At 40.1% G+C, this 13,344-nt stretch carries 13 protein-coding genes; 4 read left to right on the forward strand and 9 right to left on the reverse strand.

Annotation, left to right across the window (positions count from 1 at the left end; translation table 11 throughout):
- The first annotated feature begins 7 nt into the window (after positions 1 to 7).
- From R7F07_RS18220 to R7F07_RS18235, 4 genes are all read left to right on the forward strand, one after another.
- Positions 8 to 1,006, forward strand: a complete 999-nt coding sequence (locus R7F07_RS18220) for a hypothetical protein (RefSeq protein WP_025634139.1) — start codon at positions 8 to 10, stop codon at positions 1,004 to 1,006.
- Positions 999 to 2,012 (forward strand): recombination-associated protein RdgC, encoded by a 1,014-nt coding sequence (gene rdgC / locus R7F07_RS18225; RefSeq protein ID WP_025634137.1) that lies wholly within the window; start codon positions 999 to 1,001, stop codon positions 2,010 to 2,012. Before R7F07_RS18220 ends, rdgC begins: the two co-directional genes overlap by 8 nt.
- 85 nt (positions 2,013 to 2,097) lie before the next feature.
- Entirely contained in the window at positions 2,098 to 2,499 is a 402-nt protein-coding gene (locus R7F07_RS18230) for a hypothetical protein (RefSeq protein WP_025634135.1), read from the forward strand.
- 10 nt (positions 2,500 to 2,509) lie between these two features.
- Positions 2,510 to 2,860 carry a hypothetical protein gene (locus R7F07_RS18235; protein ID WP_025634133.1) on the forward strand — a complete coding sequence of 117 codons (351 nt, stop codon included), beginning with the start codon at positions 2,510 to 2,512 and terminating at the stop codon, positions 2,858 to 2,860.
- Between the two features lie 188 nt (positions 2,861 to 3,048).
- Here R7F07_RS18235 and R7F07_RS18240 read toward each other — a convergent pair whose 3' ends face one another.
- The 9 genes from R7F07_RS18240 to R7F07_RS18280 all read right to left on the reverse strand — a co-directional run bounded on the left by R7F07_RS18240 (position 3,049) and on the right by R7F07_RS18280 (position 13,341).
- Complete coding sequence (locus tag R7F07_RS18240; protein ID WP_025634132.1) at positions 3,049 to 3,546, reverse strand: hypothetical protein; 498 nt, start codon at positions 3,544 to 3,546, stop codon at positions 3,049 to 3,051.
- 64 nt (positions 3,547 to 3,610) lie between these two features.
- On the reverse strand, positions 3,611 to 5,026 hold the full coding sequence (locus tag R7F07_RS18245; protein ID WP_139351514.1) for a hypothetical protein: 1,416 nt from the start codon (positions 5,024 to 5,026) through the stop codon (positions 3,611 to 3,613).
- Between the two features lie 111 nt (positions 5,027 to 5,137).
- Positions 5,138 to 5,722: a hypothetical protein gene (locus R7F07_RS18250; RefSeq protein ID WP_025634129.1), complete on the reverse strand. Its 585-nt coding sequence runs from the start codon at positions 5,720 to 5,722 to the stop codon at positions 5,138 to 5,140.
- Positions 5,723 to 5,823: 101 nt separating this feature from the next.
- On the reverse strand, positions 5,824 to 6,912 hold the full coding sequence (locus R7F07_RS18255) for a hypothetical protein (protein ID WP_025634128.1): 1,089 nt from the start codon (positions 6,910 to 6,912) through the stop codon (positions 5,824 to 5,826).
- A 3-nt stretch (positions 6,913 to 6,915) separates the two neighbouring features.
- The gene (locus R7F07_RS18260) at positions 6,916 to 8,739 is read right to left on the reverse strand and encodes a GspE/PulE family protein (protein WP_025634126.1); all 1,824 of its coding nucleotides are present in this window, start codon (positions 8,737 to 8,739) and stop codon (positions 6,916 to 6,918) included.
- A 7-nt stretch (positions 8,740 to 8,746) separates the two neighbouring features.
- Complete coding sequence (locus R7F07_RS18265; RefSeq protein WP_025634125.1) at positions 8,747 to 9,487, reverse strand: hypothetical protein; 741 nt, start codon at positions 9,485 to 9,487, stop codon at positions 8,747 to 8,749.
- Positions 9,477 to 11,039, reverse strand: coding sequence for a hypothetical protein (locus tag R7F07_RS18270; RefSeq protein ID WP_025634123.1), 1,563 nt, complete (start codon positions 11,037 to 11,039; stop codon positions 9,477 to 9,479). Before R7F07_RS18270 ends, R7F07_RS18265 begins: the two co-directional genes overlap by 11 nt.
- Positions 11,040 to 11,056: 17 nt before the next feature.
- A complete protein-coding gene (locus R7F07_RS18275; protein WP_025634122.1) occupies positions 11,057 to 12,694 on the reverse strand; it encodes a hypothetical protein in 1,638 nt (545 codons plus the stop codon).
- Positions 12,694 to 13,341 carry a hypothetical protein gene (locus R7F07_RS18280; protein WP_025634121.1) on the reverse strand — a complete coding sequence of 216 codons (648 nt, stop codon included), beginning with the start codon at positions 13,339 to 13,341 and terminating at the stop codon, positions 12,694 to 12,696. The genes R7F07_RS18275 and R7F07_RS18280 overlap by 1 nt, the downstream gene beginning before the upstream one ends.
- Positions 13,342 to 13,344: the final 3 nt, after the last annotated feature.

A 13,344-nucleotide genomic window follows, 5' to 3' on the forward strand; every position in this document is an offset into this window, starting at 1 on the left:
GTAATCTATGATACTTTCAACTTTTTTTAAAAACGCCACAAGCAAGACCCCAAATGATTGGACATGGAATATGTTTAGACTGAGGTTTTGGACTGAGTGGGTTCATATAACCCCTATAGATAGAGCTCTGGAGAGTATTCATAATGAATACAGGCTCCCTGGAGGCCTACTAAATGAAATAAAGTCTGCAAGAGATTATCAGCAATCTTTTGACCCTTTAACGTCCCTGCCTTATCTAGACTCATACACCGAAGTCAATAGAGAGTACCTACTGAAACATGGTTATAGCTTGTTTGAATCGAGTGTGTTTTCAGAGGCTAATGGAAGTGTTCCTGATTTTAAGAAAGACAGTAATCGTTTGTTGGTTCTAAAACACGAGGAGCGTCCCAGTGATTCTAATGAGCAGCTAGCAAACGATATGCTTGAAATTAGCCCTCATCTACCTCAGTTGACAGCCTCTGAATCAGCGAACCGTTTGATTTTAAAAAAAGGGGAAGATGGACGGTATGATTTAACCATTCAGCGTACCGAAGTGAAGCCAACTACGTACATGGAACTTGTTAGAGCTGTCCCCGCCCATATGAAAATGGTTCCGTTCATGGAGACCCCCGTACACTTCAATCTTGTACCTTTCGATGAGGTTGTTAAAGCTGGTTTCGACATGAATGATGAACAGGTTGAAGGCAAAGCCAGAAACCTACAGCTGTCTATTTGGCTAACGCTATTTTTCGTATTGGCTTTTTGCTTCTTCGCTGTAAACAGTGTTGCCAAATTCATTATTGTAACGATAGTAACCTCGGAGGTTCAATTTAGTTACCTAATGACATCCATGTATTTGACCTTGCTAAGTGCATTTACTTCCTTTATCTATTTTCATTACCTGCATTTATATTGGCAATATGACACCAATCGCTTTGGTTCTGTGTATTCATTTTTAGTTGCCATCAAAAAAGATCCTATGCGTTTACTGCCACTTTCCAATAAAGCCGAGGTAAATCATGTTTAAAACCTTTGTGATTTACAAGTTACCTGAAGACTTCAACTTGGACCCAAATCTGCACTCTGAAATGTTTGAGAAACTGAAAGCGAAGCCTTTGACTGGTGCGATTAAGACTAAATATGGCTGGGCTGAGTTACTGCAATCAAATAAACCTTACATTAAGCTAGAAAACGATTACATTTTTCGTATAGAAAAGCGCTTTAGGTCTGTTGCATCTAGTACATTGGACGAAGCTGTCAGGCAGAAAATGATTCAGCTTGCACAAGATTCCCCCAGGACATGGGGAGTAAATGCCAAGGTTTCTTCACAAGATGTCAAGAATTTACGTGAAATGTGTGAAAACCTTCTTATACCGAAATCGCTTACACGTTTCAAAGATATCATTGTTTGGTTTAATACTGAGCTAAAGTTTCTTTTTATCGGTTCAAGTGGAAACAAAGAAGTTGAAGCGATTATTGATTTATTCAAGCTTACATTCAAAACATTTCCTGCGAGCCCGCTAACAGTTAATAATGATGTTTCGAGTGTATTTACTAGTTGGCTTAGCAGCCTGGAGTTACCGCCTACGTTGGCAATTAAAAATGGTGATATTGCATTTGAGAATAGAGCGAACGGTGCGAACAAGGTGAGATACAGTAACCAGGATATTGAGTCAGATGAAATCAATGCTAATTTACTAGCGCAAAAGCGCCCACTTCAACTATCTTGCGAATGGAACGCCACTTTAGGGTTTACTGTTAATAACGAATTAAAGTTTTCTAAGATCAAGCAACTAGGGCTGTTAAAAGAGAAAATAAAAACGGCCAATAAGGAAATGGAGATCAATAATCCCGCCCAGGAGATGGAAGCAAAAAGAGTTAAAGATATGACCTCCTACACTTTAACTCGACTGTCAATATTGAACCTTATAAAAGAAATCTTACCTTCATTAAATAGCTCAACTGGATTCGCTGGTGGTGCACAATCGAATACATCTGAGCTAATAGAGGGATTTGTTGAAAGCATTGATTGATGTATAAGGGCCATGATCTCGTGTTTATCGTGAAGAACGCCACGTAGATGAGCTGAAAACAAGAAACGTAATTTAAGGGGAAATGATGAAATTGAAAAGCATATTAACATTAGCTATCGCACTGCCTCTTTTGAGTGCTTGTGACCTTGTAGATGATTATAACGAAATGGTCAATGAGCAAATGGCTGATATTACTATCTACATCTCACCTGTAGCTGAGCTACAGATTGATGATAGTGAAATTGGTTATGTTCATGGATTCGAAGAGTGCCCCAACGAGTCCGTAAATTGGTTGTTTGGGTACTCTCATTCAGTTGGAGGCAATAATTGCATCAAAATAGATCCTGAAAATGAAAACATCAAAGTGCGAGTTATAAACGACCAAGTTAACTTAATTGAAACATGGAATGTATCTAGGGTTGGTGATGCCGTTTCACTAACTAGACCAAACGGCTTCAAAGTCCGTGAACCATCTAACCAGTCGTAGGGGGAAAAGGATGCCTAAGCCTCGCGGTAGGTTTATCGGCCACAAGCAGTTTGCTGTCGATCCCAATTGGGTTAAAAGCCAACAAGAGATTCGAGCTATCAAAGAGCGAAAGCGTTTTGTTGAGTGGTCGAAAAACTGGATTACGGTAACTCGACTAAAAACAGATCGATTGTGGACAGATTCAGCTATCAAGAAGTGGCTTGGCGAGCCAAAAAACCAAGCAAAATACAAAGTATTTGCTGTGGAAGATGTTAGAAAAGCTGAACGGAAAAAAGCGTTTAAAGAGTGGTTAGCACCTCGACTAGATAAAAAGCTGGCAACTAATCCACACTTTAAAATCAAGAAAATTGGAACTGTATAACGACCAAGGGGAAAATATGGTTATGTATAGCACTCAAGCTATAGAGAACATTAGAAAGTCATTCAATCTCTAGCAAACTATTGGACAGAGCCGATTAAGGGCAACCTGTCAGACCTAGTCACATCGAGATAAAGAAACTCACAGATTGCATTCAGACTAATTCAGATAATGGCTCTTTTTTCATTGTCTTAATCGAGGTTCATTGTCTTCAAAAGCCTGTTTACTGCATAGTAGATGTAAAGCCCTAGTTGACTCCCTAAAAAGAACCACCACCAGACCAAGTACAAATCAATTACATCGAATTTACCAAACAATACCTGCTCGAAATCTAACATTGATTCTGTAAGTGGTCTTTGTGCACCCGGCAAGCCTAGCCTATCAAATGGTACATCACTAAACTCAAGATAACTTAGTAACCAAACGGGCATATATAGAAACACTTCTGTATCAGCAATTGATACTGCTATAGCACGTAGATACTCATATCCTTTGTATAGTATTAAAAGGCCACCAAGGCCGATTAGATAGTGATTGGGTTTAAGGAGTTTCTCTGTTACGTATGATAAAGGGATTAGGACCGTCCTTACGAGCTTGCCCATTACGTAGTGAACGACTCCTGTAGTTACATAAAAAAGTAGAGCCGGAGTACGAAGAATTCCAAAGAAGATAGCAAGAAGTAGGTTCATAGGGCATACCTTAAGCTTAGTCTATAATATATTATAGTTTGGTATGCCCTGGAAGGGAAGATATTTAAGGGTAATAGCAATAGATAGTTGCTAGTGCTCGGTTTTCTCTAGGTGTTTCCCAAAGTTTAGTTTTGAAATTATACGAGTAAAGGCGGACAAGAAATTGTGAGCCAGATGCATTTTTTGTAACACCGATTCGGTTTAATGAATAGTCAGATACGACTACACCGTTCGCTGAGTGGTAACGCTTACTATCTTGCCAGTCTACAACAATTCTATTTGCCGCATAACCTGCACCATCACCACAATTTACACCTTTAATTGCACCAACTCCGTTTATTGTAGCGGAACCTTGGTGAACATATTTACTTGTTAGGTTTGAGAGAGCTACACCCCCTCTCGATGTCAAACGAATGTCTCTTGTTCGAGAAACGCCATTTGGGTCAAAAAACATTGAGGGGTCATTGAAATCAACAACGGCTCCAGGGACATAAAGAGAGCCATTCTCTAGAGTTGATATGTTTGAACCAGTACCGATTGCCAAGCCCCCTGCGAAATTATTCATTTGCGATGAGTTGGTTTGGTTGATTCTATTCCGTACTGTAGCTTGGTCTATTGTTGCTGAGCCTATACTAGCTGTATTTATATCGCCGTTATTGATGTCAGCTCTATTAATATCAGCACGATCAATGTCAGCGTTATCGTAATCAAGGTCAGTGCCGCGAACACTAGTTAAGTTTGCAGAATTGGAGCGTAACGTGTCAATAGTACCGGAGTTCGCGTCTATGGAATTAACGTTGAGGTTGTTGAGGTTGCTGGTTCCATTCAAATCGAGTCTAAATACAGGGTTTTCTCGGTCCACAATGCTAGATACTTCAAGGCGGTCCATATTATCGACATCCTGTCCATTCCAGTCGATTGTAGCTAACGGTGAGTTTGTACCATGGATACTCAGGTCATCAGAGAAGCTTGTGCCCCAAGTGATATCCATAGTAATGATACCTGTATCAAAGTCGCAATCCACTTGCGAGATTGAGGTGCCTGAATTTAGGTTTGCCAAACCTCCACCAGCAATTCGGGCTATAGTACATGAACGTTTGACTCCGTTTTCACCAGAGAAGTCAAATCCCCGAGTTTCAGCAGTATTTGAGACAGTTAATTTGAGTTCGACCTGGGTTCCATCATTTGTAACTTCAGTTTTGTATTGCATGTTATCCCCAATTCTAGGGGAATCTTCGAAGTCACAGAATAGGAACTCAGATGTTTGGGTACCACCACAGGTGTTTGGCTTCAACCACATTGTTCCAATGTGCTCAGCACCGTTTTGGAAGGGTTGGCCCGGCTGATTCCATTGGGCTAATGAGCCACTTTGTCTTGAGGCATTCTTGATAGCATGAAGCAGCGTTGCTATACGCTGCCCTTGAAGTTGGTCTACTTGAGATTCGTATTGATCACTTTTCATCATGAGGTAAGTGGACATGATGATACTTAAAGCGACAGTAGAGGCCAATATGCCAAGTTGAAGGAAAAAGCCTCTTTGTCTTTTGATTGAGGTTCTAGGCAGCATATTGGCCACTCTTATTAATAATGATTAACGGTTGATGAATGTGATTGCTACTTCATCGCCAGATGCACACTGTGTTTTAAGAGTGTCATTACCATCAATTCGCGTACCTTCAACCTGGATCTCAACGAAGTTTTGGAATACACGACCAACGAGTAGGTTACACTGATCTGTTTCTACATTTGAGAAAGTGAAAGTGAAGAATTTACCTGTACCAGTAGTTGTAATCCCATCACGGTTAGTCGCGGTGTCTACGCTTCCACAGGTCAAGCCATTATCAGAAAAAGGTGTGGTAAATTCATCTTGGGTTGCACTTAACCAGCTTGAAGGCCAGATGTTTTTGTCGTAACAGTCAGTGTTGTTAACAGATGCGTATGAACCAAAGCCACCCACTGTACGTCGTAGTTCGTCCGATGCTTGTAGTAGAGCTGACTCAGCATCGTCAACAAGTTTACCCGCACCTGAATCCCCCATAGTTGTAGCAATACCGACAACCATAATGCCCACGAATGCCAGGACTAATTGAAGCTCTGTAGATAGAAATGCACCTTTACGTTTTGCATGAACGCGGTTTAGTTTCTTTGAATATTGTTTTTTTGGTTTAAATAACATAGCTATTTTCCTCTTTGAAAGCTATTGGATTTTATACATGATTGGCATATATCAATCAAGTGGAATATGGTTTTCACAATTTGTTAATTTTATTATCAAACTTAGTTAAGGGTTTGACCAATTGAAGAAATAGAAAGGCCAACTATGGCGTTTACAGTTAAAACTGCCATCATGCAACCGAGCATGATCCCTGTCGTAAGCTTTTTTACTAGCATTTCAGTGTTAGCAAATACTTCTTCGGTGATATCGTCTAGTTTATTAGTAAAGTCAGAGGTTGTAGCATACGACTCAATCTCAATTCTTGGTTCTCTACTAAAGAAATCACAGGCGAGTGCTTGCCCTTCACTCTTTCCTCCAATCATATTAAGACGCATTTTTTGGCACCAATGTTTTACATATGGCGTTGAGTGGGAACCAACAAGCTTTAGTGCTTCTGAAGAGGGCATCCCGACTTTCAAAAGAGCATTGAATGTTTGTAGGGTTATAGCGGAATTAATCGCGTCAACAACATTCCAAGGTGGTAATTTAGTTAATCTCCGATTAATTTGATTGGGTAAACTCCAAACTACCCAGGTCCCGTATATCACCAATGTGCCTGTAATAAATGGGCTTAGCTCGTATACAGTTTTTGTAAACTCTCTTGCAAATGTCATAATAGGAGTTGGTTTTATATTAAGCCCCTTAAACAGCACAGCATAGATGTATAAGTGTGCAAGACTACAAATCAACATAATCAAACCAACACCTATAATTGGACCGACTATTCCTAAAAAGCCAGCACCTCTCATTTGTTGTTTTCTTTGTAATTGGCTGACACATATGCGTATTACTTTGTATGCTGCAGTTTTCTTCTCGATTGCGTAAGCAACTCCAATAGTGGTTTTATCAAAGAATGGTGCGAGCATGTATGAGATAACTGGTCTGTATCGGTACCGGTCTGCAAGATATTTTACGAACTTTGTTTCTTGGGATTTTGGTTGTTGGGACTTATATGCTTCATAGAGGGAGTCCAATACATTTACGATTGAATCACCATCTGCTAAACGTGATGCAATTTTCTCTAGAAGTTGAGACTTTCTCTTTGAGCCCACACGAAAGTTTGTATACTTTAGCTTTAAGGTATCAATGAAGTCATCACTAAGGTATTGACTCTTTATTCTGAGCAACTTTTGGTTAATATCGTTTTCCATTAATTAAACCTCTGGGTGGTAGAGAGAAACATTTAGCTCTTCACGATCTAATCGAGAGACCACAAGTTGATCGATTTCACGTTCTATCATCTCAGGGTCCAATACCCCTTTGCACATTTTATAAATTGCGTGCTCTAACTTAGTAAAACCACCAGTGTTTAGCCAATGAGCTTTAGCCAAATCATCTTCGTTTTTAGCCCATAGGTTTCTGATTGTTTGATCTGGCGCCAAGACTTCAGCTACAGGTGTTCGTCCAACACGGCCATCTACAGAATAATTACACTCTTCACACCCACCTTGCTTTGCGAAACGTATGTTCGGCAGGTACTCAAGTAACTCTAGGGAAGATAAGCTTTGTATTAATGAATAAACTAATGGAGAGTTATTCGGAAGCTCATCATAACTTCGACTACAGGACGGGCACACGGTTCGTACTAAAGACTGAGCAATGATGACAGTTAGGGTGTTTGATGATTGATAGACTGATCTAGCTACTCCGAAACCGTCCAAGCGACCTGGTACATCACAAGAAGATGCGGCATGTATTGTTGAGAAACATACATGGCCAGTTCGGGCAGATTCAATTGCAAATTTTGCTGAATTGTAGCAACGTATTTCTCCTGTACCCATGATATCTGGGTCTAGTCGCATGAAGCTTTCGGAAATTCGTTCAAACTGCTTGGTTAATGTGTTCATTTCATTATCAGAAGCGCTAGAGTTATCTTCTAAGTTAACTTGTGAAACGCCCTCTAAGTTCATCTCGATAGGGTTTTCGGCAGTAACAAACTTCCGAGTAGATTTGTACAGGTCTTGTAAGTAATCGATAACTGAATACATGGACTGGGTCTTACCAGAACCTGTAACACCAGCAAACAGTATATTTCCTTGTTTTTTACTGGAGTGTTTTTTAATCAACAGCGTTTGAACTGGGTGATATCCAGCTTTATCTAGCTTTCTTATAGAGGATTTCTCCCCTTTACTGGTAATCCTGCATACTAGATCTCCACCGCCCTCAGTTTCTCTTGGTGCAAATTCAACACGCATTTCAATTTGAGTATTGTTATACGTGTAGATAAATTTACCAGATTGAGGTTCTTTCCAGCTTAGGTTGTTACCTTGGATGCTAGAGCCGGATGCTTCATCCCCACCGATGATGTTGTAAGCAACATCAACCGTCTCGTAAAGCCTATCGTATGTATATTCTTTGAAATCAATTAAATCGCCATCTACACGTATACGTACTAACGTGTTGCCAGGTATATTAGATACTTCAAAGTGAATGTCTGACGTTGCAGGGTGTGATTCTAAAACAGACGCAGTGATCGCTTTAAAACTTCTGCCCTCATCATCTTTAGATTGGTTTTCTTCAGAGCCCATGAAGATGACATCAGCAAGTAATAGGATTAGGTCTTCTGAGCACTTAAGATTAATGACTTTTGTATGAGTATGATCGGTATATCCCAAATCATCTCTGATAGTCGCTCGAACTTGTGTGATTGACTTTGAAAAGTCTTCTGTCATTAAGACGGTAAGGTAGTTGTATCCTTCATCCATACCTTGAATATGGCCATCCGAAATAAGGAATTTTTTACCATAAGCTGGATGTGCCACTTTGTCCTTGTCAATGATACCACCTAAGGCCCAAGGAAGTTGTTCTCTAGTGTCGTATGTTAAGTCGTTAAAGAAGTGTGAACTAGAGCTACTACGACTACCAAAGTATTTTATTAAATCACCAGAAATTGAATCTGACAAAATGTCGTATTCGTTTGCGCTGGATTCTACAATGCTGGTTGCAGGTCTATACTCTGCTAAGTTAGTACTAGTCATGAAATTCTCACTTGAACATTAAACCTTGAGAGGGAGAGTCATTAATTAATGTAGGCGCCGGGGCTCCAAACATACTTGATTCTGAAAGCTCCCCAATCTTCTGCTCGATAATACGGTCTCGGAATGTTTGCGCTTTCTTAAAGCGGTCAATTGCTTCGTCAGAGGTTTTAACCGTGATATGTCGTGCTCTTGATTTGTCCATTTTGTGAGTTGAATAATCGAAAGGCATGACTACAGCGCCTTGAAATGACAGTGAATCTACATACCAGTCCCCAAAGCTCTCCCCTTCTTTTAAAGTTTGGATAGCCCCCTTATGCCAAAACTCACCTTTCAACTGACCAGCTATCTCATAAATATCTGTAACGAAGATTTGTTTTTCCATTTCGTTTAGCAGAGCATTAACTTCAGCTTCTCGTTGAGCTCTACGCTTTGTCCTAGTCTCCTCCTGGAATTTTGCTAAACGCTCTTCATCCGATGCCTTCTCTTTTTTCGGTTCAGGCCCACCGTTTAGTAATTTGTTATTTTCTATCAAAAGCTGCTGATACTGATTGTCAAGCATTAACATCTTATTAGCATGCTCTTTTTGGGCTCGTATCAACTCATTTTGCGAGAGTGATTTGTTTTCCTCTATAGAGAGGCTTCGTTGTTTTTGGATGTCTTGGTAAGTCTGCCCGGATTGATCATTTGCAAAAGTTGTAAAGCTCAACAATTGGGTCGCGATGCATAGGGTAATAGTATTAATTTTCACGTAATGAAACCTCTTTGTCTTGTTGATTAAGAATGCTACTTTCGTGTATGTACTGCATCTTAAGAACGATCTCTTCTGTTTCCAGATTTATCGAAATGCTCTGTATAATCATGCTTTTAAATTTGTCGATATCGTTAGCTAGTTGGTCCAAATAGTTAAATGCCCAACCAAACCCACTTAACGAAAGTTGTACATTCACAACGGTGTAATCTATTTGTGGGTTTCTTACTTCAGTGGAATATGTTTCGTTTTTAAAAGGGATCTCCCTTTCTGTTTTGCGGTTTGCTGAAATCGCTCCGTACAGTCTTCCTTGTGTCTTCTCTGCTTGTTGCTGAATGAAGGTTAGTAAGTCTAGGTAGTGGCCGTGAGTTTCCTTTATGAAGATAAAAGCGTCACTTTCATCAAAATAATGGTCTGGTTTAGGAAGCGGTACTATTTGAGACGTAGTAATCTCTTCTCCAGAGAGTGAATAAGTGATAGTTCCATCGAATTCGATGTTGTCTCTAAAATTGGCAACCGTTGTCCCTCCGTTTTTCCACAAAACGGTCGTCTCATGAAAAAACTCTTGGTCTGCTGGTTTGTCTACTGTTGATGAGTCTCTAGTAATGATTCCTTTGGTAACGAGATCGACAGTCATTGGGAACCATCCACCAACATCAACAGGAAGAGAGTTAATATAGGCTTTAAGGTTCAAAATGACCTTTTTAGGATCTGATGCGGTTAAACGTTGAGTAAGCCATTTTGCTTCCTCTTTAGTTGCATTTGCCTTGTCTATTCTCTCGATTTTTTTATGATTCAAATCGTTTTCAGCTTGCTTAGCTAGAGTACTGCTTGATGCTTTCTTCACCATTGAATCTATGTCAGGAATTACATACTCTTGCTTGGAGTTAGATTTATATACCTGCACACCTATCAAAAATATAATTCCAAGAGCCACAAATACGATGTGGGATGGTTTTATCTTTGATAGGGGGTTTGTGTTGAGTAGCTGCTCAATTGTTTGAATTTGAGCGAACTTTTCATTAGGTACAGCTTCACATATGACGTCATATGAGTGCTGTTGGTACTCTGAACGTGACTCTTCAAATAGTTCTGAGATATTTTCTGTTATCTCATTAGGGACTACATAGCGTAATTTTACGTGATGAAGATCGTACATTTGATAATGGTCGAAGATCTGTTGGATAACTTCTTCCACCGTTTCAAATACCAAATCATTCTCACCACCAGCTGGGCACTTATCAATTACCAAAAGATACCAATATTTACCGGATGGTAGCTTTTGTATGAAGAAAGCATTCGGGTGATCGACACAAATAGCGCGAGCGACGATTGCCGCCGCGCTGTAGTATTTTGTCGTTATGCTTTGAGCGAAACCGATTGTTGATTTTGGTGCATCATCAATTGTTGACCCTTCAACAATTACTGCATTTGTAGCGTCGTATTTGTTAACCAGATTTTTGATATGGATGGTCTTATCGGATTCTGAAACCTCGTACCAATCTAAACCGATGTAGTGCCTATCAAATCCAAGTTCTTCTAGTGACTGCATAAAAGGACCTAATTGGGTTAAACTTTTTCGATATGAGGCGTGATAATTACTAGCATCACTGAGCGTGTTTTAGCATTAGAGTCATTGCCACCAAACATCCATAGCAAATCGCCTAGAACTGACTGGTTTTGGCCATTGTCAATCACTTGCTCGAACCCAGTCATAACCATTGTTTCGCCTGAACGGATATTTCTAGCGCTAACCATGGCAGTAACAGTTCTGTCTGTTAGTTGAAGTTGTGTATTACCAACTTCTAGTGGGTCAATTGCATTTAAGGTACTTACATCAGTTACGATACGGACAGCAATTGTTCCATCTGAGTTAACACGTGGTGAAGCTAAGAAAACAATACCGTTTGTTGTTGTATCTGTGCTTGCAGATTGTGTTACAACATCACCAGATACACTTTGGTCGATTTTATCCGCATATTTCTTTTCATTTACGAACTGGACTGGAATAACATCATTGTTTGGTACAGTTGTCGTAATTGACTTTTTAAGCGAAAGAGATTTAGTCCCCTGAAGAGCCTTCAATGCCATTTCAGTGCCTTTGAAGCTACCATCACCGATACTCAGCCCTAAACCACCTAACTTAGCTGCATCACCAACTGGAACTCCATCGATTTTAAGTTCGAAGTCATTCTTAGCGTATTTAATAGATTGCTCAATGCCGTAATTTGATTCGTCTGTAGTGATCAGTTCCCATAGCTCTATATCGAGCCTGATCATCTTTCCAGCAGTAGAATTTGACTCATCAATAAAGTTCTCAACAATTCGCAGCTTTCGAGGTGTGTCAGTTACAGCAACCATACTTAGTGCAGGTAACACTTCTACTTTTGCATCTTCAGAAGCAATGGATTTAATCCCCTTGAGGAGTTGGTCCATTGGTTTCCCTAGGTCACGGTCAAATGAATATGAGTGAGAACTCGAAGTTTGAGAGCTTGTCCCCTCGCCTTGCTGACCACCGCTAGTAGACGAATTGATACTTGATTTTAAAGTTGTACTACCAGCATATTGGTCGATCCGAAAGTGTCTAGTTTCTTGTCGGTAAAAGGATACACGACCATCAGATTGGTATTTCCACCATAGGTTGGTTTTTGCTGCGATAGCATCCAACACTTGCTTTAAAGCAACGTGCTTTTCAAAGTTCAGGGAAATAGACACTTTTGCGCCATCTAATAGTGACCCTTTGTTCGTATCTGTATAAAGTGCCGAAACGTCTAAATCATCACCAGTAGAATCACTTGTACCACCGCTTGCTTTGGAACTTCCAGAGTCTTGGTTAAGATACTTGATAGCGTCGCTAGTAAAGCTAATGTAAACCCCATACGAGGCATACTTATTGTTCAAATAGTCAATCGTGTCGCTAAGGGGTTTAGAGCGATATGACATGAATTTACTCGGGGTAAGAAAAATCTCTGGAAGGTCTTGCCTTTCTTTTAACTTGAAAGGTTCCCCAAGAATAACGTAATTATTGTCTTCGCTGTAGACGCTCTGATCTATACCGGGTTTAAGTCTGTGTTTTTGAATCGTCTCAGTGGCAGCGTCTGCCTGTGCTGTCGCAACTCTATTGGCATCTTTACCAGGAGTACTACAACCACTGACAAGCGCGATAATGGTTAGTGTGAGAGCTTTAAGTTTCAATGTGTTGTTCATTACTGGTAAGTCCCTTTTTCAGTAGAACCGCCTTTTAGGATATGAGCAGCACCAATTTCAGGGCTGTAACTAATCCACAGTGGTTCTTTTGTTTTTAACGTCTCCTTAAGCACTCTATCTAAGACTCCGTCTCTTCCTGTTAGGTCACCAATCAATACCGAACGTGATTTAACAGGGAAGTCGTATTTAGAGCCCCAAATAATGTCGATATTGGACTTTGTATTCCAAACCTCAAAGTTCTCTTTGAGTGACAGTTTAGGGTCTAATGTCCAGAGTTTTGGTGTTCGTGTCTGAAGGTACGTAAGGTGTTCACGATTTTTGGATGCAGCCAACACTCGTTCTTGTTCATTTAGAACAATATAAATACCGGAATTTAGTTCCTGTATCTTAGCAACAGCACTGCGCCAATTAGGTGAAGGTACCCAGGCTAATTGGTGGGAAGAGATGCCTGGTCCAATATTTACCCGCCAACCAGCTGGTGCTAAAGCATTCAGTATTTCGTGAGCAGGTAATTTATTTTGGTAACCGACTTTAGATTGGATGTCGTTTAAACCATAAGCGGTATCTGACTCGTATTCAGTAAATACAACCCCCGCTTGCGCGCTACTCATCACGAGTAAAGGTAAAATTAATCTTAATTTCATCATAGT

It is taken from the genome of Vibrio sp. YT-16 (genome assembly GCF_033337405.1).
In the GTDB taxonomy this organism is placed as follows: Bacteria; Pseudomonadota; Gammaproteobacteria; order Enterobacterales; family Vibrionaceae; genus Vibrio; species Vibrio alginolyticus.